Origin of the sequence: Streptacidiphilus sp. MAP12-20 (assembly GCF_041262525.1) — a bacterium.
GTDB lineage: Bacteria > Actinomycetota > Actinomycetes > Streptomycetales > Streptomycetaceae > Streptacidiphilus.
On record NZ_JBGCCK010000003.1, the window covers coordinates 158,473 to 180,903 of the forward strand.

The window sequence follows — 22,431 nt, forward strand, 5'->3', positions numbered from 1 at the left end:
CTTCTCACGGGGAGGCCGGGCCTGTCGGCTACGCTCGCGCTCGTGAGCAGCCTCCCGGTGGACCCCGTGCCCTCCCCGCCCCCGCTGGCGGCGGTCCGAGCGGGAGTGCCGGAACACGGTCCGGCGCCCAAGTACTTCCAGGTCAAGCAGAAGATCGACGCGGTCCTCGACCTGCTCGGGCCCGGCGTGCCGCTGCCGACCGAGCGGGAGTTCGCCGAGCGCTTCGGCGTCTCCCGGATGACGGTACGTCAGGCCATCAGGGAGCTGCGCCTGGAGGGCCGGGTCCAGCGGAGCGGCCGCTCCACGGTGGCCGCCGGGCCGAAGCTGGTCCAGCCGCTGACCCTGGCGAGCTACACCGAAGGCGTGCGCCGCCAGGGCCGCCGCCCCGGACGTGAGCTGATCGTCTTCGAGCGCCTCCCGGCCGACCCGGCCCTCGCGGCGGGCCTGCAGGTGGAACCGGGCGCGCCGGTGTTCCATCTGGAGCGGCTGCTGCTCGCGGACGACGAGCGGGTGGGGCTGGAGAGCACCTACCTGTCGGCGACCCGCTTCCCCGCACTCGCCGAGGACTTCGACCCGACCACCTCCCTCTACGCGTACCTGCGCGGCGTCGGCGCGGTCTTCGCCGACGCGGACGAACGCATCGAGACGGTGCTCGCTTCGCCCCGTGAGGTGCAGCTGATCGGCACCAGCCCGGCGCTGCCGATGCTGCTGCTGAACCGGGTCAGCCGGGATCGCGACGGCCACCCGGTGGAGTGCGTCCGCTCTCTTTATCGCGGCGACCGCTTCAGCTTCACGGCCCACCTGACGGCCGACGACCATTGACGGCTGCTGCCCACCCGGCGCGCACCTCGCCGAGGCGCGGCGCACCGGGGTCGCAGCCTTCGCGTCGCCGTCGGCGGCACGCTGCCGGGTGGGCGGGACATACCCCTCGGGGTACTCTCGACGAGAGACCGCCACCGCCAGAAGGGTCCCGCATCATGATCATCGACGAGGATGCCACCGCGCCTGTACTGAACCGGCTCCGCCGCGCCCAGGGCCAGCTCGCCGGGGTCATCGCCATGATCGAAGCGGGCCGCGACTGCAAGGACGTCGTCACCCAACTCGCCGCTGTCTCCCGGGCCCTGGACCGGGCGGGCTTCAAGATCGTGGCCAGCGGCATGCGCCAGTGCCTGGCCGCCGCCGACCCCGACGAGGCGCCCATGACGGAGGCCGAGCTCGAAAAGCTCTTCCTGGCTCTGGCCTGACACGCCCACGCCCTCGCGGGCATCAGGCTCCGGTCAGGTCCGCCTCGACCGGGAAAGGGACCGTCGTCTTGATCGCGCCGGTGAAGACCTCGCCCTCCCGGTACTGCCGAGTCGCGGGGTCGAGCAGGTACGTGTACACGAGCGGCAGGCCGGTGGCGGCCTGCTCCACCCGCCAGTAGAAGGGGATTCCCGCCTTCGCGTACTGGTCGACCTTGACGACCCGGTCCGTGGTCTCGGAGCCGGGTGAGACCACCTCGACGACGAGGAGCACGTGCTCGGGGCGGGTCGGGGAGACGTCGATACTGTCCGCCCGGTAGACCACGACATCGGGGCGCCGGTTGGTGAGAGGGACATCCTGAAGCCGGACATCGAAGTCCGTGTCCGCGTTCCACGTCGTGTCGCCGGCCTGGTCGAGTGTGTTGGCCAGGATGCGGGCCAGCCGGTTGTGCCGCTTGGAGGCGCTGGGACTCACGACGACCATCCCGTCCACGATCTCGATGCCCGCGCACTGCTCCTCGGACCAGGAGTCGTACTCCTCGGCCGTGATCTGGGCGTGCATCCACGCGGGGGCGACCATCTCGGCGGACAAGGCGGACCTCCCTCCACGCGTCCGGCGACGGGTGCCGTCGGGCGGTCCCAGATTACCCGGCGGAAGGCCGCAGCGGCCTTCCGCCGGGGGTCGGGCCGGGGCTCAGTGGGTGTAGGGCTCCCAGGTGTGGCTGAAGTACCAGGTGGACTGGGAGATGCCGGAGCAGGAGTCGGAGCCTGCCGTGCCCGGGCAGCCGCCGTTGTCGCGCTCGGAGGCCCACATCGAGATCTCGTTGATGCCCTTGCTGACGGCCCAGGTGTAGACCGTCTTGGCGTCCGTTGTGGTGAAGGTCTCGCCCTTGCCGTAGTCGTCGATGCCGGGCATCTCCGTCACGCCGACCATGGCCCATTTCTGCGCCGAGCTCTTGGACGGGTAGAGCGAGCCGAGCAGGTTCACCAGCCCCTGCGCCGCCGTCTCCGTGTCGGTGGCCATCTGCTGGTTGGTGCCGACGTAGTAGTCGAAGGTCATGATGTTCACGACGTCGATCCGGGCGTGGTTCACGACGGCGTTCTTCAGGACGGCCGTGCCGCCCGAGTCCAGCCCGTTGGTGTTGGTCGGGAGCGTGTACGAGAACTGCACCGACCGGCCGTTGCTCGCCGCCCAGCTCTCGACCTGGGCGATCGCCTTGTTGCGCCGGTCGATGCCCGCCGAGTTGGTGAGGGAGTTCTGCTCGACGTCGAAGTCGACGCGGGGCAGGTTGTAGGTCGTGATCAGGTGCTCGATCGCGGCGGCGATGGAGCTGACGCTGGTGCAGCTGTCGGCGAGCTCGGTGCTGGTGGTGTCGGCGGAGTAGCCGCCGAAGGAGGGGATCACGTCGCCGCCGGCCGCGCGGATCTTGGCGATCGAGGTGCCGTAGGTCGAGGAGGCGATCGGCTGGCTGGTGTTGCCGTTCCAGTAGAGCGTGCAGGAGCCCTTGCTGTGGGTCTGCAGGAACGCCATCGACAGCCACTTCGCGCCCGACTGCGCGGCGATCGTGGCCGGGTCGTCACTCGTGTACGCCTCGAAGTAGGGGGCGAAGAGCTGCGCGGGCACGGTGGTGGCGGCAGCGGTGGCGGGGGAGGTCGTCGCGGCGTGGGCGGTGGGGATGCCGGTCGCGGCCGCGCTCGCGGCGAGGCCGAGCGCGGCGAGGGAGGTGGTGAGGGTGGCGCGGAGAGGGCGGCGAGAAACGGACGGTCGCATGTGGGGGCCTCCGGCAATCCGGTTAGGAAACTTTCCTTTCTGTCGTGCACCGGAAGGTATAGCCGGGGGTCCGAGGGGTCGTCAATGGGGCGAGCAGCATGGGCATGCCCAAGCGCTGCGCCGACCGGAGGGCCGTCGCAGCGCGGCGGGACGCGTCAGTTCATCGAGGAGCCACCGTTGCGCCAGGCGTCGAGGCCCGCCTGGGAGGCGACCTTGGCCTGGGTAAAGGTGCGGTGGGCCATCTCGGTGGGAGGCGTCTCCCAGTGCTGGATCCAGCGGCGTCCGGCGGTGGCCAGGGCAAGGCCGACGAGGGCCGCGCCGGTGGCGACGACTACGGAGCCGACGCCCGTCATGGCGGCCCCCAGTGCGAGCAGCCGGGCGTTGGGCCGGAAGCCGGTGTTCATGGCGCTGTTCGACATCGAGGTCATAGCTGTCATGGCACCACGATGCGCGCAGGAGCCGCCGCCCGCACGTCGAGCGCGTCAGCGCGGGGCGTGTTCGGTCAGCGGGGTCGGGTCGGCGCTGGAGGCGACCACGGTCGAGGGCTCCGAGGGCCGACTCGTCTGCGCGACGAAAGCGCCGATCAGGACCAGCGCGCCGCCGAGCAGCTGCGGCGTCGCGAGGTGCTCGCCGAGCAGGAACCAGGACAGCACCGTCGCCACGACGGCCTCCAGGAACGCGACCACCGCCGCGACCGGCGCGGAGAGCCGGCTGACCGAAGCGACCCCGGTCAGATAAGCGAGCACGGTCGAGACCAGCACCATCCACAGCGCGAGCCCGATCGCCGGCACCTGACGCGAGCCCATGGCGGCTTCGCCGCCGAGCACGTGCCAGGGCAGCGTCCACGGCTGGGCCAGCGGGGTCACCACGAGCGCGCCGATCAGCAGGCCGTAGCCGCTGAGCGCGATCGGGTCGATGTGATCGGCGGGAGACGCGGACGCGGCACGCCCGGCCTTCTCGGAGATGACGAAGTAGCCGACCTGCGAGCAGGCGGCGCAGAGGCCGAAGACCACGCCGAGCGGATCCAGCCCGCCGAGCCCGGTCCACACCTCGACGACGAGCGCGAGCCCGAGGGTCGCGGTCAGCGCGCCGAGCGCGGCCGCGCGGGTGACGGGCCGGCGCTGGACGAAGCGGACGTACCCGAGCAGCAGGGTCGGCCCGAGGTACTCCAGCAGCATGGCGATCGCGACCGGGATGCGGGCGATCGCGAAGAAGTACGAGACCTGCACCAGCGTGACCCCGAGCAACCCGAACCCGACCAGAAGCCACGGCCGTCGGCGGGGGAGGTCACGGTGACGGATCACGACCGGCAGCAGCAGGGCGGCGGAGCCGGCCATCCGCACCCACACGACCTGCAGCGGGCTCAGCCCGGCCTCGATCAACGGTTTGGCGGCGACGCCGGAACCGCCGAAGGCGAAGGCGCTGACCAGCGCGAGGCTGAGTCCGAGACTGCGGTGTGAACGCGCGGGGGTGGGGGCAGGGCGGGGCATACTGCGCATTCTCGCAGTGCGCCCAGCGAAACGACAGGGGTGTCTCACGTTCACGCTGCTGTTGCACTGCCCCCAGGGGCGCGAGGAACTGCGCGAGGAACCACCCTGTGCGGATGGCCCTGCGCGTTCGGGGACTCACCACCTCAGTGGCTTGTCGCGCAGTTCCTCGCGCCCCCAGGGGTAGTGCAACTTCAGGTGACAGCTCCGCGCTGGGTGAAGCGGGGGTCGAGGTAGGACTTGGACTCCAGGACGTCGCGGAGCGCCTCCGCCGCGTCCAGGACGTCCGCGTGGGAGACGTAGAGCGGGGTGAAGCCGAAGCGCATCACATCCCGTTCCCTGAAGTCCCCGATCACGCCGCGCGCGATCAGCGCCTGGACCACCGCGTACGCGGACTCGTGCTGCAAGGAGACCTGGCTGCCGCGCTCCGAGTCGACGCGCGGGGTGACCGTCGGCAGGCCGAGGGCGTCCGTCGCGCGGAGGAAGAACGACGTCAGGCTGAGGCTCTTCGCGCGGACAAGGGCCATGTCGACCGACGCCCAGACGTCCAGCGCCGCGTCCAGGCCCGCGAAGCTCAGCAACGGCGGCGTGCCCGTCAGAAAGCGGCCGATGCCCGCCGCAGGCGCGTACTCCGGCGACATGGCGAACGGCTCCGCGTGCCCGAACCACCCCGTCAGCGGCTGCCGCGCAGCGTCGTGGTGGCGGGCGGCGGCGTAGAGGAACGCGGGCGCGCCCGGGCCGCCGTTGAGGTACTTGTAGCCGCAGCCGACCGCGAAGTCCGCGCCGCAGGCGTCCAGCTCGACGGGGAGCGCGCCGACCGAGTGGCACAGGTCCCAGACCATCAGCGCGCCCGAGGCCTGGACCTTCGCCGTGACCGCAGCCATGTCCTGCAGGCGGCCCGTGCGGTAGTCGACGTGGGAGAGCAGGACGACGGCGGTGTCCGCGTCGAGCAGCTCGTCCAGGGTGTCGCCGTCGCGGCCGAGCAGCAACCGCCACGCGGGGGCCACACCCTCCGTCAGGTAGAGGTCGGTCGGGAAGCTGCCCAGCTCGCTCACGAGCGTCGAGCGTCCCGGCCTGAGTCGCAGCGCGGCGGTCAGCACCTTGAAGAGGTTCACCGAGGTCGAGTCGCAGACCACGATCTGGCCCGGCGCCGAGCCGACCAGCGGGGCGATCCGGTCGCCGAGGCCGCGCGGCAGGTCGTACCAGCCGGCCTCGTTCCAGCTGCGGATCAGGCCGTTGCCCCACTCCTCCTCGACCATGCGCCGCAGCCGCTCCGGCGTGTGCGCGGGCAGCGCGCCGAGCGAGTTGCCGTCGAGGTAGAGGACGTCCTTCGGGAGGGTGAACCGCTCGCGGAAGCCGCGCAGCGGGTCGGCGGCGTCGAGGGCCAGCGCCTCTTCCCGGGTCGGCGCGCTCACAGCACGTTCCTGACGGCCCACAGGTCGGGGAAGACGTCCGTCTCCGCCGCGTGGCGCAGCCAGCTCAGGCCGCTGGAGCCGCCGGTGCCGGGCTTCGCGCCCATGCAGCGCTTCACCGCCGCCAGGTGCCGCTGCCGCCAGCGGGTGACCCGCTCGGCGACGTCCAGCAGCAGCTCGCCCAGCGCCTGCAGCTCGTGCGCGGCCGGGTCGGCGTAGACGGCGGTCCAGGCGGCGACCGGGTCGGAGGTGTCCAGGCCACGGCGTTGCAGCACGGCGACCGCGTCCTCGTAGAGGCTCGGCGACTCCAGCGTCCGGGTCAGCTCGGCGTGGACGTGCGGGTGACCGGCGTAGAGAGCGAGCAGCCGCTCGTTCTTGTTGCCGAGCAGGAACTCCAGGTGCAGGTACATGTACGACTGGAAGCCGCTGGCCTCCCCGAGCACCGGCCGGAACGCGCCGAACTCCACCGGCGTCATCGTCGCCAGCAGGTCCCAGGAGCGGACCAGCACGTCCTGCGCGTCCAGGCCGCGCCGCAGCGCGGCGCCCGCCTCGCGCAGGTCGTCGGCGCGCAGCGCCTGCTGGGCGCGGGTCCACTCGTGCCGGATCAGTCCGAAGAGCAGCTCCATCACCTGGGTGGCGACGATGAACGAGGTCTCCGCGGGCTCCTTGCTGCGCGGCTGCAGCAGCGTGTGCAGGGTGTCGATCCCGGCGTAGGCGGCGTACGGGGTGGTGGGCTCGCCGAAGTCGACCTTGGGTGTGGTCGGTTCGTCGAACGCCGTGGTTGCGGGCGTCGCAGGCATGGTGGTCCTCCAGGCGCGGTGGGGCACTGCCATTCTGCGGCGGAAAGGGCTCTCGGCTGAATGGGCAACGCGCGGTGGCAGGGCCATCCGGCTTAGTCTGGAGAAGGCAGATTCGAGTATCGGGTTTGCGAACGTAAAGCGTGTTGGATGTGTGAGGGGAGTGCCGTGCTGGACGCGGTGGACCGGCGCCTGCTGGCGGAGCTCCAGGGGGACGCGCGGCTCTCCTACAACGAGCTGTCCCGGCGGGTGAACCTGTCGTCGCCGGCGGTGGCCGAACGGGTCCGCCGGCTGGAGGCGTCCGGCGTGCTGACCGGCTACCACGCCGAGGTCGACCTGGGCCGGGCCGGTCGGGTGGTCAGCGCGTTGGTGCAGGTGCAGTGCTACGGCCCGCGCTGCGTGCTGCGGGACCCGGCCGTGGCGCAGTGGCCGGAGGTCCTGCAACTGCACCGGGTCACCGGTGGGGCCTGTTGCGTGCTGATGGTGGCGGTGGCCACCATGGCGGAGTTCGAAGGTCTGATCGACCGGCTGGCGGAGTACGGGCAGCCGTCCAGCACGATGATTCTGTCGAGCCCGGTGCGCTGGCGGCCGGTCGAACCGGTGTGAACGGGAGGGGACCCTGATGAACGAGGACGAACTGAGCAAGGTCCGGCTGACGCCGGACCGCACGCACGCCTACGGCGCGCACGAGGACCAGGTCGTGGACTTCCTGCTGCCGAGTGGGGAGGGCGCGGGCGGCGGCGGCAAGACGATGGTCGTGCTGCTGCACGGCGGCTACTGGCGGCCGGTCTGGGACCGCCACCACACCGCGCCGCTGGCGCGGGCGCTGGCGGACGAGGGCTACCTGGTCGCGGTGCCGGAGTACCGGCGGGTCAAGGGCTGGCCGGAGATCTTCGACGACGTGTCGGTCTGCGTCGAGGCCCTGTCGATGATGGCGGCGGCGGAGGGGCTGCGCCCGCGTCGGACCGCGCTGATGGGTCACTCGGCGGGCGGCCATCTCGCGCTCTGGGCGGCGGCCCGCCATCGCCTGCCGGCGGGCTCCCCCTGGCGCACGGACTCACGCCCGGACGCGGTGGTCTCCCTGGCGGGCTGCGCGTCGCTGACGCTGACGGACGAGTGGCAACTGGGCGACGGCGCGGCCCGCGCGATGATGGGCGGCTCCTCGGACGACCTCCGCGACCGCTACGCGGACTGCGACCCGGCGGCGCTGCTCCCGCTGGGGGTGCCGGTGACGCTGATTCACGGCCGTGACGACGACACCGTCCCGCCGTCGATGTCCCACGAGTACGCGCGGATGGCGCGGGACGCGGGGGACGCGGTGACGGTGATGGACCTCCCGGACATGGAGCACTTCGGTCTCATCGACCCGAGCTCAACGGCCTGGCCCCACATCCGCTCCGCGCTGGAGGCCTGAAGCCTTTTGCAAGCGAGGTAGTTGCGACTCCCCAGGGGCGCGGGGGAGCTGCGCGAGAAACCACCCTGTGCGGATGGCCCTGCGCGTTCGGCCAGCCACGTGGGTGGGTGGCTTGTCGCGCAGCTCCCGCGCCCCTGGGGAGTTGCAACTTCCCTCGGATACCCGGCGAAGGGCATACGCAGTCCCGCTCTTTCGGGGAATGGTCGTTGACGTGGCCGCGCCCTCACTCTGGAGTCGTCGATCAACTCCCAGGGGAGGACCCCACATATGACCGTCGACGCGGGTATTGACGCTTCGTCAGGATCAACGGCGCAGCCGTCCGCGCTCGGTACCGCCGCAGCGAAGAACCTGGCCACCACCACCAAGACGCCCCCGCAGATGCAGGGCATCACCTCCCGATGGCTGCTGCGCATGCTGCCGTGGGTGCAGGTGTCCGGTGGTACCTACAGGGTGAACCGGCGGCTCAGTTACGCCACCGGCAGGGGGCGGCTCGGGTTCGCGCAGACCGGGGCGGAGACCCGGATCGTGCCGCCCACGCTCACCGAGCTGCCGCTGCTGCGGGGCTTCGGCGACGCCGCCCTGCTCACCGAGCTCGCGTCCCGCTTCACCCAGCGGGAGTTCGCGCCGGGGGAGGTGATCGCCGAGTACGGGGAGGTCGTCGACCAGGTGCTGGTGATCGCCCACGGCAAGGTGCACAAGGTGGGGACCGGAAAGTTCGGCGACACCCATGCCGTGCTCGGGGTGCTCGCCAATGGTGACCACTTCGGTGACGGGTCCCTGACCAGCGACAACACGCTGTGGGAGTACACCGCCAAGGCCGCCACCGCAGGAACCCTGCTCTCGCTGCCGCGGCAGGCCTTCGCGGATCTGCTCGGCCGCTCGCCCGAGCTCCGCGCGCAGGTCGACGCGTACCTCGCGGCGGGCGCCGCCGCGCAGGACTCGCACGGGCAGGCGGCCATCTCCCTCGCCGCCGGACACGACGGCGAGCCGGAGCTGCCCGGCACCTTCGTCGACTACGAACTCGCGCCGCGCGAGTACGAGTTGAGCGTCGCGCAGACCGTGCTGCAGGTGCACAGCAGGGTTGCCGATCTCTACAACCAGCCGATGAACCAGATCGAGCAGCAGCTCAAGTTGACCGTCGAGGCCCTGCGCGAACGCCAGGAGTACGAGATGATCAACAACCCCGAGTTCGGCCTGCTCCACAACGCCGACTACGACCAGCGCATCCACACCCACGGTGGCCCGCCCACGCCCGACGACCTGGACGAGCTGCTCTCCCGTCGGCGCGGCAACAAGTTCTTCCTGGCCCACCCGCGCGCCATCGCCGCGTTCGGGCGCGAGTGCAACAGGCGCGGCCTGTACCCGGATTCGGTGGAGATCGCCGGGAACCGGATCCCCTCCTGGCGCGGGGTGCCGATGTTCCCGTGCAACAAGATCCCGGTGAACGGCGGGCACACCAGCTCCATCATGGTGCTGCGCACCGGGGAGAACGAGCAGGGCGTCGTCGGCCTGCACCAGACCGGGCTGCCTGACGAGTACGAGCCGGGACTGTCGGTCCGCTTCATGGGGATCAACGAGAAGGCGGTGATCCAGTACCTGGTCAGCGCCTACTACTCCTGCGCCGTGCTCGTCCCCGACGCGCTGGGGGTGCTGGAGAACGTCGAGGTCGCGCGGCCCAGGGACTGAGGGTCGGGGGACTGAGAAGCAGAGGCACACGAGCGTGAGCTGGCCCGACGTCTTCATCCTGCTCGGCACCCTCGCGGCGTCCGCCGCCGCGCTGTGGCTGCTGCAGCACTTCGTCCCGCACCGGCTGCGGGAGTCCCACAACGACGTGGCCGGGTTCATCTTCGCCGCCGTGGGCGTGATGTACGCGGTGCTGCTGGCCTTCGTCGTCATCGCCGTCTGGCAGAACCTGGACTCCGCCAGGCAGACCACCTTCAAGGAGGCCGACGCCCTGGCCGGCGTCTACTGGATCTCCCGCGAACTGCCGCTTCCAATCGGCGCGCAGCTGGAGCACAACGCGCTGGAGTACGCGCACACCGTCCAGGACACCGAGTGGCCGCTGATGTCCCGTCATCAGAGCAGTCCCCAGGCCACCAAACTCGTCTACGCCATGCGATCGGAGGTCTTCGGCTTCACCCCGGCCGACAGTCGGCAGCAGGTGCTCTACGAACACGCCGTCGCCCACGTCGAGCAGTTGGCCTCGGAGCGGCGGCAACGACTGACCGAGGTGGGGGACTCCGTCCCGTCGATCATGTGGGTGGCGCTCATCGCCGGAGCGCTGCTGACGGTCGGCTTCACCTATCTCTTCGGGCTCTCCAACACCCTCGCCCACGGCCTGATGGTGCTGACGCTCACAGCGCTGGTCGTGGTCTCCCTCCTACTGATCAAGGAGATGGACTTCCCGTTCACCGGGGTCACCCACGTCGAACCGACCGCTTTCGAGGTGTTCCTGAACAGACTTCCCCCGCCACGCTGAGACACCGGGGAAGTAGGACTGATTCCGTCCTACTTCCCCTCTACCGTGGGAACCACTGAAGCGCACGAAGCCAGAAAGCAGAGGTGGTTCCCATGCCGACCGTCGTCAACGCAGAGACCGACGAGCGCGACGCACTCCTCCAGTTCATCGAGGCCCAGCGGGCCGCCGTGCGGCGCGCGGTGGGCGGACTGAGCCGGGAGCAGCTGGTCGCCCGGCCGACGGTCAGCGAACTGACGCTGGGCGGCCTGCCCAAGCACCTGGCCTTCGTCGAGAGCAACTGGGTCAGGGTCATCCTGGCCGGCCGCGAGCCGCTGGCTACGGCGGACGAGAACACCTGGGCCGACACCTTCCGCCTGGTCGAGGGCGAGGAGATCGAGGACGTCCTGAAGTTCTGGGACGAGGTCGCCGCGGAGACCGCGGAGATCGTCGGCTCGCTGTCCGACCTGGACGTCACCGTGCCGCTGCCGGACCGCCCCTGGTTCCCCCAGGGCGCCCGCCGATCGGCGCGTTGGATCCTGCTCCACCTGATCGAGGAGATCGGCCGCCACGCCGGCCACGCCGACTTCCTCCGCGAGGCTACCGACGGAGCCACGGCGTTCTCCCTGCTCAGCCCGGCCCAACTCCGCCCCAACGACTGAGCCTTCCGGCCGCGACGAGCCCCTGCCCGATCCCGGGCGGGGGCTCGTCCGTACTCAGCTGACGAGGGTGATCGGGGTGCCGAGGCCCTTGGAGCCGGTGTCGGTGGGTCCCGACGCATACGGTCAGTCCCCACCGAATGGCGGGGGTCCGGAGGCGTTCGGATCCCCGGTGAAGCGCGCCCTGTAACGTCCCGTGCGGCCATCGGCGTCAAAGGGGCAGGAACGGTCGTCAATCTTTGGCGGGCGTAACGACTCGGGACTCTTGTGGGGGCGCGGATGAGGGCGGACGACGAACGGGACTACCTGGAATTCGCCACCGCTCGAGCCGGCGCGCTGTACCGATCGGCGAGCCTGCTCAGCAGCGGCGATCCGCATCTGGCCGAGGACCTGGTTCAGGAGACGCTCGGGCGGATGTACGTCCACTGGCGTCGGGTCGCCGCAGCCGACAACCCCGCTGCGTACGCGCACACCGTGTTGGTGCGCGTCTTTCTCAGCCACCGCCGAAAACGAAGTACGGCGGAGCATCCCACCGGGCAGCTGCCGGAGGGGGTGGCGACCGAGGGGGACGCCACCCTGCGGCTGGCACTGCTCGACGCACTCGCCCGGCTCCGCCCGCGCGACCGCGCGGTGCTGGTGCTCCGTTACTGGGAGGACCGCAGCATCGAGGAGACCGCGCACGCGCTCCGGATCAGTGCCGGAGCGGTGCGGACCCAGAGCTCTCGCGCCCTGGGACGGCTCCGCGCGGTGCTCGGTGACTCCCTGCCGGACCTGGCCCGCTCCTGACGCACCGACACCTTCGACACTTTGGAAGCGGTGGCATCACATGCCTTTTGAAGACCACGTCGCGCAGACCCTGCGTGACACCGGGGAACAGTTCACCCCGGCCAACCTCACCGAGCTCGTCACGGCGGGCGTCGCCGACGGCCGCAAGCGCCGTCGTCGCCGCAACGTCGCCGTACTCGGCGGCTCGGCCGCGCTCGCGCTGATCGCCGTCGGCGGCGCGCTCGCGCCGTCGCTGCTCGGCGGCAGTCCCACGCGGCAGCAGGCGCAGGCGGCCACCGGGGGCATGTCCCTGACCGCGTCCGCGAAGCCGGTCTCGAACGCCGAGAACGCACGGCAGTTGCTCTCGGGGCTGGAGAGCATTCTCCCCAAGGGCGGCACGGTCAGCGGTCCGCACAGCGACTGGGGCACACCCAAGACGGTCTACTCGAACATCATGGCGTCGGCGCTGGTCGTCTACAAGGACGACAAGGGCCCCGGCGCGGTGGCCGTGAGTCTCACCAAGTACGCCCCGGGCACGTACAAGGCGCCGACCTGCCCGCCGGTCGACCCGGTGCACTTCCCGGACGATGTCTGCCACCAGTACGACGTGGAGGGCGGCGGCACGCTGGTCGTGGACCTCGGCTACGAGTACTCCTCGCGTGGCAGCGGGACGAAAGCGTGGACCGCCTGGCTCTTCCGGCCCGACGGTTCGCTGATCGAACTGGCCGAGAACAATGCGGTGTCGGAGAAGGACTCGCCGGTCACCCGGCAGGATCCGCCGCTCACCGGCGAGCAGCTCAAGGCCGCGGCGCTGAGCGATGTGTGGCAGCCGCTGCTGGACCAGATCAAGACGCCCAAGGTTTACAAGGGCGGCGTGCCCGGCTTGCACACCCCCGCCGGCCCGGGCACCGGCACCCCGGGCGGTGCGGTGCCGGGAACGGGAACGGGCACCGGCACTGGCAGCGGAGCGTCGCACGGCTAGCCTGAGCGGATGCAGCTGAGCATCCGCCCCTACCGACCGGGCGACCGGGAGGACCTGTACGAGATCTGCGTCCGCACCGGCGACAACGGTGCGGACGCGACCTCGTTGTACGAGGACCCGCGCATCCTGCCCGACATCTTCGTCGGCCCGTATCTGGCACAGGAGCCGGAGCTGGCCTTCGTCGTCGCGGACGTCGCGGACGTCGCGGGGGAGGACCGGGCCCTCGGCTACATCCTCGGCACCGCCGACACCCGCCGCTTCGTCGCGCGCTACCTCGCCGACTGGCTGCCCGCCGTGGTCGACCGCTACCCGGACGACGGCGGTCGTGGCAGCGAGCTGCGGCATCCGGAGTACATGCTCGGCCCGGAGGTCGACGAATATCCCGCCCACCTGCACATCGACCTGCTGCCGCAGGCCCAGGGCCAGGGCCTGGGACGGCAGTTGATGCGCAGCTACCTGGGTGCGCTGCGCGAGCGCGGCGTGGAGCGGGTGCATCTGGCGATGGGGGAGCGCAATGTCTCCGCACGCGCCTTCTACGACCGGCTGGGCTTCGCCGAGCTGGCCCGGCCGGTGCCGGGCCTGGTCGTGCTGGGACGCGGCACGGACATGGAACCGGCTACTTCACCCGGGGGAAGCGGGCCTTCAGCTCCCACACGGTGAGGTTCTGCTCCAAGCCGTCGTGCAGGTCCGTCAGGTCGGCGAGTACGTCCTGGAGGAAGTCCCGCGACTCGCGGCGCAGCACGCCGTGGTCGACGACCAGCGGCCGCTCGTCGCGGATCCAGTCCGCGTGCAGCTCGACCCAGTCGCCGCGCCGGGAGAAGCGCAGCCGGTCGGCCGACTCGGTGAAGTCGAACTCGGCGCGGGGCATCCGCAGGCCGGGCAGGACGGCGTCGAGCTGCTCGACGATGTCGCAGAGCGCCCAGGCGAAGTCCAGCACCGGGACCCACCCCCAGCGGGTGGACAGATCGCGCCCGCCGTCGCCCTCGATGAAGACGTCCCCGCAGAACAGGTCGTGCCGCAGGGCCCGTGCGGGGGCGGACGCGTAGTCCGTCTGCGGCGGGTCGGGGAAGCGGTTGGAGAGGGAGTAGCCGAGCTCGATCACGTCTCATTCTCGCTGATTGCAGCAAAACCGTTCGCCTCCCCCCACCCCCGCGCGAGATCATGGGGACATGTCCGCGAATCCTGTAGCCGTCAGCGTCCGGGGCGTCGTCGTGCCCGACGCCGAGCTGCAGTGGCGCTTCTCACGTTCCTCCGGTCCCGGCGGTCAGCACGTCAACACCAGCGACAGCCAGGTCGAGCTGCGGTACGCCTTGGCGGCGAGCGCGGCGCTGCCGGCGGTCTGGCGGGAGCGCGCGCTGGAACGCCTGGAGGGCCGCCTGGTCGACGGCGCGCTGGTGGTGAAGGCGTCCGAGCACCGCTCGCAGTGGCGCAACCGGGAGGCGGCCGCCGTCCGCATGTCGGCGCTCCTCGCCGAAGCGGTCGCACCCCCACCGCGCGCTCGCCGCGCGACGAAGCCGAGCCGCGGCATGGTCGAACGCCGCCTGGAGAACAAGCGCAGGCGCGCGCAGTTGAAGCGGGGCCGCAGCCGACCGCTCGACTGAGGTTGCACCTCCAGGGGCGCGGGGAACTGCGCAAGAAACCACCCTGTGCGGATGGCCCTGTGCGTTCGGTGTGCCGGGTGGGTGGGTGGCTTGTCGCGCACGCAGTTCATCGAGCAGAGCCCCGCGCCCCTAGCGTGCTGCAACTTCCCTGCGTTGTGAGCTGTCACGCCCGTCTGGCGGAGCCGCAAGAGCTAGCCCAAGTGCCGGTACTGGCCCCGGAAGTAGACCAGCGGGCCGCCCGCCGGCGCGCCGACGTGGGCTTCCAGGACGTGGCCGATGACGAGGACGTGGTCGCCCGCGGGTATGCGGTCCACCGTGCGGCACTCCACCGTCGCCAGCGCGCCCTCCACCAGCGGGGCACCCGTCAGCGCGCCGCGCCTGTGCGGGAGTTCCGCGAACAGCAGGCGGTCGCTGACGCGGCCCTTCATCGCGAAGCGCGCAGCGGTCGTACGCTGGTCGGCGGAGAGGACGGAGACCGCCCAGCGGTCGACGCGGGTGAGGACCTCCTCCATCCGGGAGTCCTCGCGGACCGAGACCATCACCAGCGGGGGCTCCAGTGAGACCGAGAGGAACGCCGTCGCGGTCATGCCGACGTCCTCACCGCGGGGGCCCTCGTCTGCGTCGTGGGCAGTGACCAGGACCACGCCGGAGGCGAGCTGGCCCAAGGCGGCGCGGAACTCCTCCGGGGAGGCCTCGGTGGTCGTGGGGACTGTGGTGGCGGTGGTCGCGGCGTCGTACACGTCAGTCACGCTATCTTCGCTCGCCCCCGGACCGCATCGGACCTTGGGCGTAGGACGGGCGTCTGATTGCTCACGTTGCCTCCGGGGCAGCTGTTCGATCAAGGGTTACACCTGCCACACGTGTGAGTTGAGTCACAAGTGACGGGGATTTGCTGACCCAGAGTGTCGATCGGTGTGCTCCCTGTGATTCAGTTTGTCTGGCAGTCGGACCATCTGCACGCGGTTCCGATCGAGGGAGGGAGGCAAGGCGTTGGAAACCGACCCGGCAACCGACCCGGAGCCCTACGTCCGCTTGGCGACGCTGCGCACCCTCCACCGGATCATCGCCGACCTCAACGCCGCCCGTAGCCTCGCGGGCACCCTCCAGGCCGTCGTCGAGGGCGCCGTGATGGGCCTCGGCTTCGACAGTGCCGTCGTCAACATGGTCCGGCCCGACGGGGATCTCGTCGTCGCCGCCGTCTGGGAGATCAGCACCGAGGGCGAGGCCGAGGAGGGCATCAACAGCCTGCTCGGTCAGATCGGCTCGCGCGAGTCGTGGAACCGGCTGCTCAACGTCGGCGACGTCTGGGGCAGCCTGGTCTTCGTCCCGCACGACCGGGGCTGGGCCCGGCCCGTCGACATCCCCACCTGGGGCGGAGGCCCCGGTTACGTCATCGAGGGCGCCTGGCACCCGGAGGACATGCTGCTCGCCCCGATGTACAGCTTCGGTGGCGAGCTGCTCGGCGTTCTCTCCGTCGACCGGCCGCGCAACGGGCGGCGTGCGGGGCCGTGGACGCGCGAGGCGCTGGAGATGTTCGCCCAGCAGGCCGGCATCGCCATCGGCAACGCGCGCCTGCGCGCGGAGATGCAGCGCGCGCTGATCCGGCTGGAGCGCGAGCAGCAAGTGCTGCTCGCCAGCGAGGAGAGCTACCGGCAGGCCTTCGAGTACGCCCCCAGCGGCATGGCCCTGACCGAGCTGCACGGCGAGCAGCGGGGACGGCTGACGCGGGTCAACGACGCGCTGTGCCGCCTGCTGGGCCGTTCCAGGTCCGCGCTGCACCGGCAGTCCTTCGCCGACCTGATCCACCCCGAGGACTCGGCCAAGCTGCGCGGCATCGCCACCGAGAACGGCCGCGCCGAGGTCCGGCTGGCCAGGCGCGACGGCGGCTGGTTCTGGGTCAACCTGCGCAACTCCGTGGTCTCCGACGCCACCGAGGGCGCGATGTACCTGCTCACGCACGTCGAGGACATCGAGGACCGCAAGCGCCACGAACTGCAACTGGCCCACCGGGCCAGCCACGACGCGCTGACCGGCCTGCCCAACGCCGCCGAGCTCAAGGCCAGGCTGCGGCTGCGCCTGTGCGACCACCCGAACAGCTTGCTCCCCGCCGTCGCCCACCGCCCCGGCGGGCTGGGCGCCTTCAGCGGCTTCGCCGGATACGGCGGCTCCGAGGACGGGGAGCACGGCGGCTTCGCCGACCACGGCGGGTACGGCGTGGCCCTCCCGGACGGTGGGGCGGGGCACGCGTACGGACACCCGGCGGCGGGCGAGGGCAGCGGTTACGAGCACGTCCACGCCGTGCTGCCCGACGAGGCCGGCGGCACGCCGCAGGGCGGGCGCGCCCTGGCGGTGCTCTTCTGCGACCTGAACGGCTTTAAGGGCATCAACGACCGCCACGGCCACAACGCGGGCGACGCGACGCTGATCGAGGTCGCCCGGCGGCTGCAGCACGTCGTCCGCGAGGGCGACACCGTGGCCCGCCTCGGCGGAGACGAGTTCGTCGTCCTCGCCGACGGCGTCGACCGCGAGCGCGCCAAGGATCTGGCGGACCGGCTGCGGGTGGCGGTCACCCCGCCGATCCGCTGGGAGAACCGCACGCTTCGGGTCGGCGTCAGCATCGGCATCGGCTGGGCCGGTTGCGGGATGACCATCGACGAGGTACTCCACACGGCCGACGAGCTGATGTACGTCGAAAAACGCGCGCGGGCCGCCGGCGGAGGCCGCTCCCACCGCCGCGCGGGCTGATCCCAACCACCCCTCCCGTCCCCCTTCCACTTACCCCTGCGTCACCCAGTCGGGGTAGTGTGCGGTGGATACGCGTGCCTGCCGTGCGGTAATCCGGGCGCGAAGCCGAACATCCACGTATCACACTCGGGAGTTGAGAACTCGATGACAGCCGAGAACAACGGCGTGCCCGAGGACGACGACCCGTTCGCGTACCTGTACCGCGCCGAGGGCGACGCCGCCGGCGCGGAAGTCGCCGCGCCCACGCAGCCGATGCCCGGAGTGCCGCGTACCTCGTACCAGCAGGCCACCCAGGTCGGCCGCACCCAGTACGGCCAGCAGCCCGGCTACGCGCAGCAGTCGCAGCAGCCGCAGCAGGGCTACGGCTACCCGTCCGTCCCGCACCAGGCCCCGCCCGCGCCCCCGGCCGACGGCGGCCGAGCCGCGGCGCGGGCCGGTGGTGGCGGCTCCGGCGGCAGCAGTCGCGGAGTGATGATCGGCGCGGTGGCGGTCGGCGTGGCCATCGTGATCGGGATTTTGTTCGCCATCTTCAGCAACAACGACAACAAGACGGGGGGCTCCGCGGCCGGAACGGGCTCCTCGCAGAGCTCGGTGGCCACCGGCAGCGCCTCGGCGTCCGCCTCGGCCTCCCCCTCTGCCGCGCTCCCGGGCGCGACGGACGCGGCGACGATGACCCTCCAGGGCACCGCCGCGACGACCACGCCGGCCGGTGCGAAGGCGGCGGGCGGCAGCTCGGTGCCGCTGACGAACGCCACGGCGAGCGTCACCTGGACGGTCACTATCCCGGCGGACGGCCAGTACTACCTCTGGATCCGCTACAACAACATGGGCGCGGACGCCAAGGCGCAGGTCCTGGTCAACGGCAAGAAGAGCCGCGAGGCCGACTTCAAGAACTACAGCCACCCCACGGACCCGAGTCAGGCCTGGTACCGCACGTACAACCAGCCGGACCTGAAGGCGGGGCAGGTGCAGATCACGATCCAGGGCATCGCCGGCCAGCCGGCCGTGTCCATCGACCAGCTGGCGATCACCGCCCAGAAGGTCAGCCCCTGGTAGTCCGGTAGTCCCGTGGTCCCCGCACGCGACAACGACTCGGCCCGCGCTCCCCCTGAGAGCGCGGGCCGACGTGATGTGCGGACGGTGCCGGGCGAAGCCTCAGTGGGGCACCGGCACGCGGTCCGTCAGCTTGTCCGCGCCGACCGCCCAGCGGCCTTCGCGCATGACCGCGACGACGTCGTGCTGCGCGTCCAGGACCACCAGGTCCGCGCGCTTGCCGACCTCCAGCGAGCCCAGCTTGTCGCCGAGCCCGAGCCGGCGGGCCGGATTGAGCGAGAGCATCCGGCTGACCTGCTCCAGCGGCAGACCGTTCACGGTGACCGCACGCTTGAACGCGACGTCCAGCGTCAGCGTGGAGCCGGCGATCGAGCCGCCCTCGGCGAGGCGGGCGACGCCCTCGCGGACCTTCACGGCCAGCGGGCCGAGCATGTAGTCGCCGTCGCCGAAGCCCGCCGCGTCCATCGCGTCCGTCACCAGCGCGACGCGCGCCGCGCCCGCGCCGCGGAAGGCGAGGTCGACGATGGCCGGGTGCAGGTGGACGCCGTCCCCGATCAGCTCGACGGTGACCCGCTCGTCCTCCAGCAGCGCGACGATCGGCCCGGGGGCGCGGTGAGCCAGGCCCGGCATCGCGTTGAAGAGGTGGGTGGCGACGGTCGCGCCCGCGTCGATGCCTGCCAGCGTCTTGTCGTAGGTGGCGTCGGTGTGGCCGATGGCCGCGATCACGCCGCGTTCGGCGAGCAGCCGGATCGACTCGATGCCACCCTCGAGCTCGGGGGCCAGGGTGACCATCTTCGCCGCGCCGCGCGCCGCGTCGATCAGCTTGCGGACCACCGCGGGGTCGGGGTCGCGGAGCAGGTCGGGCTCGTGGGCGCCGCAGCGGTTGATGCTGATGAAGGGGCCCTCGAAGTGGATCCCGGCCAGTACGCCGTCCTCGACCAGCTCGCTGAGCAGTCCGGCCTGGCGGCACAGGTCGTCGATCTCGCCGGTGACCGTCGAGGCCATCGTCGTGGTCGTGCCGTGCTCCAGGTGGGTGTGCGCCGCATGGATGATCTGCTCGGCGGTGCCGGAGTGGTAGGACGCCCCGCCGCCGCCGTGGACGTGCATGTCCACGAAGCCGGGGACCACGGTGAAGCCGGTGAGATCCAGGGCGGGTACTGCGCCGTCCGGGGGAGTGACCGGCGCGGCGATCTCGGTGATCGTGCCGTTCTCGACGGCGATCTTCCCGTTCTCGACGACGCCGGTGGGCAGGACGAGCCTGGCCCCGGCCAGCACAGTGCGCTCCGCGTTGCTCACGCGGTCACCTCCAAGGAGAGCAGATCCCAGGCGAGGAGTCCCGCACCCAGGCAAGCGGCGGTGTCTTTGAGCATCGCCGGAACGAGCGCGGGCGGCACCTGGAACGACAGTCGTTCCGTGACCGCCACGCGCAGTGGTGCGAACAAGGTGTCGCCGGCCTCGGCGAGGCCGCCGCCGATGATCACCGTGCCGGTGTCGAGCAGACTGTGCGCCATCACGATGCCGTCCGCGAGCGCGGAGAGCGCTTCGGTCCAGACCGTGACCGCGCTCGGGTCGCCCTTCGACACGGCGCGGGCGCAGTCGGCGGCGGTGGCCGAGGGGTCGCCGGAGGCCGTGGCCCACGCGCGGCCCACGGCGGAGGCGGAGGCGATCGTCTCCAGGCAGCCGCGAGCGCCGCAACCGCAGTCGGGACCGCCGGGGCGGACCACGACGTGGCCGATCTCGCCGCCGTTGCCGTGGGCGCCGGACTCGATCCGCCCGTCGATGCCGATGCCACCGGCGATGCCGGTACCCAGCGCGATGAAGAGGAAGCGCGAGACCCCCTGTCCGGCGCCGAGCCTGCCCTCCGCGAGCGCGCCGGTGCGCACGTCGTGGCCGAGCGCGACCGGGATGCCGAGGCGCTCGCCGAGCAGCTTGCGCATCGGCAGGTCCCGCCAGCCGAGGTTGGCGGAGAAGACGGCGATCCCCTCCGCCTCGTCGATGGTGCCGGGCACCACGACGCCTGCGGCCTCGGCGGTCACGCCGAAGCGCCGCCGTCCTTCGTCGCGCAGGTCGGCGGCGAAGTCGAGGATGCCGGCCACGACGGCTGAGGTGCCTTGTTCGCGGCCGGTGGGTCGGCGGTCCTCATGCAAGAGGGTGCCGTCGGGGGCGACCAGGGCGGCCTTCATGCCGGTCCCGCCGACGTCGAGAGCGATGACGTGCTTCACGACGCAGCAGTCTCCCTCCTTTGGGCCACAGAGGTCTAGTCCAGTTTGCAGATTGGTCTGGTCCATGGACAATCTACCTCTCTGTTTGCGGTGATTGGTCTGATTTGCCCCAGCATGACTACGGAGGGTAGTCGTCCTGGACTGCACTCGCTGACCTGCGTGCATACATTGGTTTGGACCTTTGTGGTCTAGACCAAGTGGAATCCCAGGTCAGCGGCGAGGCGAATAGGCAAGAGGCTTCGCGAAAATATTCACGGCAACTTCGCCTCTCGATCACCGAGGGAAATCTGACGACTCATCGGCAGTAGGCAATTAACGAATTTTGAGAGGCATTGTCCGAATTGCCGTTGCGCAGGATGCAATGAAGTCCTGCTTTTCGATAAATGGTGTAGACCTCTTGGTGGCGCGTCGGGAGACTAAGCCGCACCCACAGCTCGGCCAGGACCGGGCTCGCTTACCAAAGGCGGTAGTTGCGTTGAAGCGTCGTATGCTCGCCCTCTCGGCAGTCGGCGTCGTCGGTGCCCTTGCGCTGACGGCTTGTAGCAGCAGCGGCAACGGCGGCGGGAGTTCTTCCGCGGACGGTGTCACCACCATCAAGTTCGTGGCCGCGGACTACGGGTCCAACGGCCAGAACCCCAGCCAGGCGTACTGGGACGGCGTCGTCAAGGCCTTCGAGGCGGCGAACCCCAAGATCAAGGTCGACCTCCAGGTCATCAACTGGAACGACATCAGCACCAAGCTCTCCACGATGGTCCAGAACAAGCAGTACCCGGATGTCGTCGAGGGCCCCGGCTACGCCAGCTTCGCCCAGAGCGGCCTGCTCTACTCGGTCAACGACGTGCTCGACCAGTCGGTCCAGAGCAACCTGATCCCGTCGCTGGCGAAGGCCGGTCAGCAGAACGGCACCGCCTACGGCATCCCGTTCGTCTCCTCCTCCCGTGCGTTCCTGATCAACAACGCGCTGTGGAAGAAGGCCGGCCTGCCGATGAACGGCACGCAGGCCGTCGCCCCGAAGACCTGGGCGGACGTCGAGACCGCCGCGACCAAGATGAAGGCCGCCGGCATCCAGATCCCGCTGGGTCTGCCGCTGGGCTCGGAGGAGGCGCAGGCCGAGTCCTTCATGTGGGAGATGAACAACGGCGGTGGTTACGTCGACTCCAGCGGCAAGTGGGCGATCAACTCCGCGGCCAACGTCGCCACCTTCAAGCAGCTCGGCAAGTGGGTCGATGCTGGCCTGACCGAGAAGGACCCGGCCTCCGTCAAGCGCACCGACCTCTACGCGGACTTCGCGTCCGGCAAGGTCGGCATGTTGAACGGCCACCCGACCCAGCTGGGTGACATCAAGAAGAACAACCTGGATGTCACCTGGGCCCCGCTGCCCACGGCGCAGGCCGGCCAGACCTCCCAGACCATGGGCGTCGGCGACTGGATCTACGGCTTCAAGTCGGGCGGCCACGCGGCGCAGATCAAGGCGTTCCTGAACTTCGCCTTCCAGAAGGACAACCAGGTCAAGTTCGACGAGGAGTACAACCTGCTCCCCGTCACCAACGACGCGGTCACCCAGGTCAGCACGGACGTGCCGGCGCTGGTCCCGTTCCTGAAGGCGCTGCCCAACGCCCAGTTCGTGCCGGTCAGCATCCCCGCCTGGGACACCGTCAACGCGCAGGTCAAGACCCAGATTGGCGGCGCGCTGAAGGACCCGCAGACGGTCCTGACCACGCTGCAGACCGCCGCCACCTCGGCCGGCCAGTAGGCAGTCGGTTCCGGCCCTCTCGCTGAGGGCCGGTCCTGAGAGCCTGCGTCTGAGCCGCGGCGGGACGGGCCCCC

23 protein-coding genes and 1 pseudogene are annotated in these 22,431 nt (G+C 70.7%); 14 read left to right on the plus strand and 10 right to left on the minus strand.

The genetic code is table 11. The features are described 5' to 3' along the window. Window positions 1-57: 57 nt before the first annotated feature. Window positions 58-822, plus strand: a complete 765-nt coding sequence (locus tag ABIA32_RS05130) for a GntR family transcriptional regulator (RefSeq protein WP_370092812.1) — start codon at window positions 58-60, stop codon at window positions 820-822. Window positions 823-977: 155 nt separating this feature from the next. Then, on the plus strand, window positions 978-1,244 hold the full coding sequence (locus tag ABIA32_RS05135) for a metal-sensitive transcriptional regulator (RefSeq protein WP_370092612.1): 267 nt from the start codon (window positions 978-980) through the stop codon (window positions 1,242-1,244). Window positions 1,245-1,266: 22 nt separating this feature from the next. On the opposite strand, the gene ABIA32_RS05140 is transcribed toward ABIA32_RS05135, so the two are convergent. From ABIA32_RS05140 to ABIA32_RS05165, 6 genes and pseudogenes are all read right to left on the minus strand, one after another. Continuing rightward, window positions 1,267-1,833, minus strand: a complete 567-nt coding sequence (locus tag ABIA32_RS05140; protein WP_370092613.1) for a Uma2 family endonuclease — start codon at window positions 1,831-1,833, stop codon at window positions 1,267-1,269. Between the two features lie 108 nt (window positions 1,834-1,941). Next, window positions 1,942-3,012 (minus strand): annotated as a pseudogene (locus tag ABIA32_RS05145) (chitinase); the annotation flags it as partial. A 155-nt stretch (window positions 3,013-3,167) separates the two neighbouring features. Further along, window positions 3,168-3,449 (minus strand): hypothetical protein, encoded by a 282-nt coding sequence (locus ABIA32_RS05150; RefSeq protein WP_370092614.1) that lies wholly within the window; start codon window positions 3,447-3,449, stop codon window positions 3,168-3,170. Window positions 3,450-3,494: 45 nt separating this feature from the next. Further along, a complete protein-coding gene (locus ABIA32_RS05155) occupies window positions 3,495-4,502 on the minus strand; it encodes a DMT family transporter (RefSeq protein WP_370092615.1) in 1,008 nt (335 codons plus the stop codon). Window positions 4,503-4,693: 191 nt separating this feature from the next. Further along, window positions 4,694-5,914 carry a kynureninase gene (kynU, locus tag ABIA32_RS05160; protein WP_370092616.1) on the minus strand — a complete coding sequence of 407 codons (1,221 nt, stop codon included), beginning with the start codon at window positions 5,912-5,914 and terminating at the stop codon, window positions 4,694-4,696. Continuing rightward, window positions 5,911-6,711, minus strand: a complete 801-nt coding sequence (locus tag ABIA32_RS05165) for a tryptophan 2,3-dioxygenase (protein ID WP_370092617.1) — start codon at window positions 6,709-6,711, stop codon at window positions 5,911-5,913. Before ABIA32_RS05165 ends, kynU begins: the two co-directional genes overlap by 4 nt. Window positions 6,712-6,858: 147 nt before the next feature. Here ABIA32_RS05165 and ABIA32_RS05170 point away from each other — a divergent pair, with 147 nt between their 5' ends. The 8 genes from ABIA32_RS05170 to ABIA32_RS05205 all read left to right on the plus strand — a co-directional run bounded on the left by ABIA32_RS05170 (window position 6,859) and on the right by ABIA32_RS05205 (window position 13,643). After that, window positions 6,859-7,314 (plus strand): Lrp/AsnC family transcriptional regulator, encoded by a 456-nt coding sequence (locus ABIA32_RS05170; RefSeq protein WP_370092618.1) that lies wholly within the window; start codon window positions 6,859-6,861, stop codon window positions 7,312-7,314. Window positions 7,315-7,330: 16 nt separating this feature from the next. Beyond that, on the plus strand, window positions 7,331-8,122 hold the full coding sequence (locus ABIA32_RS05175; protein WP_370092619.1) for an alpha/beta hydrolase family protein: 792 nt from the start codon (window positions 7,331-7,333) through the stop codon (window positions 8,120-8,122). 267 nt (window positions 8,123-8,389) lie between these two features. Beyond that, entirely contained in the window at window positions 8,390-9,808 is a 1,419-nt protein-coding gene (locus tag ABIA32_RS05180) for a family 2B encapsulin nanocompartment shell protein (RefSeq protein WP_370092620.1), read from the plus strand. A gap of 34 nt (window positions 9,809-9,842) precedes the next feature. Next, entirely contained in the window at window positions 9,843-10,601 is a 759-nt protein-coding gene (locus ABIA32_RS05185) for a hypothetical protein (RefSeq protein WP_370092621.1), read from the plus strand. A 92-nt stretch (window positions 10,602-10,693) separates the two neighbouring features. Then, window positions 10,694-11,239: a DinB family protein gene (locus ABIA32_RS05190; RefSeq protein ID WP_370092622.1), complete on the plus strand. Its 546-nt coding sequence runs from the start codon at window positions 10,694-10,696 to the stop codon at window positions 11,237-11,239. A gap of 276 nt (window positions 11,240-11,515) precedes the next feature. Then, window positions 11,516-12,022 (plus strand): SigE family RNA polymerase sigma factor, encoded by a 507-nt coding sequence (locus ABIA32_RS05195; protein WP_370092623.1) that lies wholly within the window; start codon window positions 11,516-11,518, stop codon window positions 12,020-12,022. 40 nt (window positions 12,023-12,062) lie between these two features. Next, the gene (locus tag ABIA32_RS05200) at window positions 12,063-12,983 is read left to right on the plus strand and encodes a hypothetical protein (RefSeq protein ID WP_370092624.1); all 921 of its coding nucleotides are present in this window, start codon (window positions 12,063-12,065) and stop codon (window positions 12,981-12,983) included. Window positions 12,984-12,992: 9 nt separating this feature from the next. After that, the gene (locus ABIA32_RS05205) at window positions 12,993-13,643 is read left to right on the plus strand and encodes a GNAT family N-acetyltransferase (RefSeq protein ID WP_370092625.1); all 651 of its coding nucleotides are present in this window, start codon (window positions 12,993-12,995) and stop codon (window positions 13,641-13,643) included. Here the strand turns inward: ABIA32_RS05205 and ABIA32_RS05210 are convergent. Beyond that, entirely contained in the window at window positions 13,600-14,085 is a 486-nt protein-coding gene (locus tag ABIA32_RS05210) for a hypothetical protein (RefSeq protein WP_370092626.1), read from the minus strand. The genes ABIA32_RS05205 and ABIA32_RS05210 overlap by 44 nt on opposite strands. Before the next feature lie 67 nt (window positions 14,086-14,152). Here ABIA32_RS05210 and arfB point away from each other — a divergent pair, with 67 nt between their 5' ends. After that, window positions 14,153-14,584: an alternative ribosome rescue aminoacyl-tRNA hydrolase ArfB gene (gene arfB / locus ABIA32_RS05215; protein ID WP_370092627.1), complete on the plus strand. Its 432-nt coding sequence runs from the start codon at window positions 14,153-14,155 to the stop codon at window positions 14,582-14,584. A 191-nt stretch (window positions 14,585-14,775) separates the two neighbouring features. On the opposite strand, the gene ABIA32_RS05220 is transcribed toward arfB, so the two are convergent. Beyond that, the gene (locus tag ABIA32_RS05220) at window positions 14,776-15,324 is read right to left on the minus strand and encodes a flavin reductase family protein (protein WP_370092628.1); all 549 of its coding nucleotides are present in this window, start codon (window positions 15,322-15,324) and stop codon (window positions 14,776-14,778) included. Window positions 15,325-15,574: 250 nt separating this feature from the next. On the opposite strand from ABIA32_RS05220, the gene ABIA32_RS05225 reads away from it, so the two are divergent. Both ABIA32_RS05225 and ABIA32_RS05230 read left to right on the plus strand, forming a co-directional pair. Continuing rightward, entirely contained in the window at window positions 15,575-17,329 is a 1,755-nt protein-coding gene (locus tag ABIA32_RS05225; RefSeq protein WP_370092629.1) for a diguanylate cyclase domain-containing protein, read from the plus strand. Between the two features lie 144 nt (window positions 17,330-17,473). Continuing rightward, window positions 17,474-18,385 carry a CBM35 domain-containing protein gene (locus tag ABIA32_RS05230; protein ID WP_370092630.1) on the plus strand — a complete coding sequence of 304 codons (912 nt, stop codon included), beginning with the start codon at window positions 17,474-17,476 and terminating at the stop codon, window positions 18,383-18,385. 99 nt (window positions 18,386-18,484) lie between these two features. Here ABIA32_RS05230 and nagA read toward each other — a convergent pair whose 3' ends face one another. Next, window positions 18,485-19,678: an N-acetylglucosamine-6-phosphate deacetylase gene (gene nagA, locus ABIA32_RS05235; protein ID WP_370092631.1), complete on the minus strand. Its 1,194-nt coding sequence runs from the start codon at window positions 19,676-19,678 to the stop codon at window positions 18,485-18,487. Next, a complete protein-coding gene (locus tag ABIA32_RS05240) occupies window positions 19,675-20,604 on the minus strand; it encodes an ROK family protein (RefSeq protein WP_370092632.1) in 930 nt (309 codons plus the stop codon). The genes nagA and ABIA32_RS05240 overlap by 4 nt, the downstream gene beginning before the upstream one ends. Window positions 20,605-21,079: 475 nt before the next feature. Here ABIA32_RS05240 and ABIA32_RS05245 point away from each other — a divergent pair, with 475 nt between their 5' ends. Beyond that, a complete protein-coding gene (locus ABIA32_RS05245; RefSeq protein ID WP_370092633.1) occupies window positions 21,080-22,357 on the plus strand; it encodes an extracellular solute-binding protein in 1,278 nt (425 codons plus the stop codon). Window positions 22,358-22,431: the final 74 nt, after the last annotated feature.

Excerpts from the sequence above, each read along its gene's own strand:
- ABIA32_RS05135 (WP_370092612.1), top strand. The coding sequence starts at position 978 with ATGATCATCGACGAGGATGCCACCGCGCCTGTACTGAACCGGCTCCGC.
- ABIA32_RS05150 (WP_370092614.1), bottom strand. The coding sequence starts at position 3,449 with ATGACAGCTATGACCTCGATGTCGAACAGCGCCATGAACACCGGCTTC.
- ABIA32_RS05155 (WP_370092615.1), bottom strand. The coding sequence starts at position 4,502 with ATGCCCCGCCCTGCCCCCACCCCCGCGCGTTCACACCGCAGTCTCGGA.
- ABIA32_RS05165 (WP_370092617.1), bottom strand. The coding sequence starts at position 6,711 with ATGCCTGCGACGCCCGCAACCACGGCGTTCGACGAACCGACCACACCC.
- ABIA32_RS05170 (WP_370092618.1), top strand. The coding sequence starts at position 6,859 with ATGTGTGAGGGGAGTGCCGTGCTGGACGCGGTGGACCGGCGCCTGCTG.
- ABIA32_RS05175 (WP_370092619.1), top strand. The coding sequence starts at position 7,331 with ATGAACGAGGACGAACTGAGCAAGGTCCGGCTGACGCCGGACCGCACG.
- ABIA32_RS05180 (WP_370092620.1), top strand. The coding sequence starts at position 8,390 with ATGACCGTCGACGCGGGTATTGACGCTTCGTCAGGATCAACGGCGCAG.
- ABIA32_RS05190 (WP_370092622.1), top strand. The coding sequence starts at position 10,694 with ATGCCGACCGTCGTCAACGCAGAGACCGACGAGCGCGACGCACTCCTC.
- ABIA32_RS05195 (WP_370092623.1), top strand. The coding sequence starts at position 11,516 with ATGAGGGCGGACGACGAACGGGACTACCTGGAATTCGCCACCGCTCGA.
- ABIA32_RS05200 (WP_370092624.1), top strand. The coding sequence starts at position 12,063 with ATGCCTTTTGAAGACCACGTCGCGCAGACCCTGCGTGACACCGGGGAA.
- ABIA32_RS05205 (WP_370092625.1), top strand. The coding sequence starts at position 12,993 with ATGCAGCTGAGCATCCGCCCCTACCGACCGGGCGACCGGGAGGACCTG.
- arfB (WP_370092627.1), top strand. The coding sequence starts at position 14,153 with ATGTCCGCGAATCCTGTAGCCGTCAGCGTCCGGGGCGTCGTCGTGCCC.
- ABIA32_RS05230 (WP_370092630.1), top strand. The coding sequence starts at position 17,474 with ATGACAGCCGAGAACAACGGCGTGCCCGAGGACGACGACCCGTTCGCG.